General features: G+C 67.6%; 1 protein-coding gene. It reads left to right on the top strand.

Annotated elements, in window-relative coordinates; genetic code table 11:
• A partial coding sequence (locus DKW60_RS23470) for a DEAD/DEAH box helicase (RefSeq protein ID WP_146203573.1) occupies positions 1-1,108 on the top strand: 1,108 nt, incomplete at both ends.

The raw sequence follows: 1,108 nt of genomic DNA on the forward strand, positions 1-1,108 counted from the left end.
GGCAGCGGCAAGACCGCCGCCTTCCTGTTGCCCGTGTTGCACACCCTGATCGAATTGCAGGCCGAAGCCGACGCGCGCGAACAGGCCGAGTGGGACGCCCTGGTGAAGCAGGCCGAAGCCGAAGGCAAGCCCGCCCCCAAGCGCTCCAAGCGCAAGAACCCTCTGCTGGCCCGCCACTTCAAGCCGGCCGTGCCGGGCGCCCTGATCGTGTGCCCCACCCGCGAACTGGCCCAGCAGGTGGCGCACGACGCCATCGACTTGGTCAAGCATTGCCGCGGCCTGCGCATCGCCAACGTGGTGGGTGGCATGCCCTACCAGATGCAGATCGCCAAGCTGCAGAACGCCGACCTGGTGGTGGCCACCCCCGGCCGCCTGCTGGACCTGCAGCGCAGCGGTCAGATCCAGCTCGACCAGGTGCGCTTCCTGGTGGTGGACGAAGCCGACCGCATGCTGGACCTGGGCTTCTCCGACGACCTGGCCGAGATCAACCAGCTCACCATCAAGCGCCACCAGACCATGATGTTCAGCGCCACCTTCGCGCCGCGCATCCAATCGCTGGCCGCCCGCGTGATGCGCGACCCGCAGCGCCTGCAGATCGACACCCCGCAGGACAAGCACAGCAGCATCGAGCAGCAGCTCTACTGGTGCGACAGCCCGGAACACAAGCGCCAGTTGCTGGATCACTGGCTGCGTGACGCCAGCATCGACCAGGCCATCGTGTTCGCCAGCACCCAGATCGAGTGCGACGCCCTGGCCGAAGACCTGCAGCAGGCCGGCTTTGCCGCCGTGGCGCTGCACGGTGCGCTGAGCCAAGGCCTGCGCAACCGCCGCCTGATGGCGCTGCGCAACGGCCAAGTGCAAATTTTGGTGGCCACCGACGTGGCCGCCCGCGGCATCGACGTGCCCACCATCACCCACGTGTTCAACCTGGACATCCCGTTCAACGCCGAAGACTACGTGCACCGCATCGGCCGCACCGGCCGCGCGGGCGCCTCGGGGCTGGCGGTGTCTTTCGTCAGCGGCAAGGACGCGCGCAACCTGGCCGACATCGAAAAGCTCATCGGCAAAAAGGCCGAGGTCGAGTCGATCGAACTGGAAGCCGACCGGC

The organism is Leucothrix pacifica, from assembly GCF_003172875.1.
Taxonomy (GTDB): domain Bacteria; phylum Pseudomonadota; class Gammaproteobacteria; order Thiotrichales; family Thiotrichaceae; genus Leucothrix; species Leucothrix pacifica.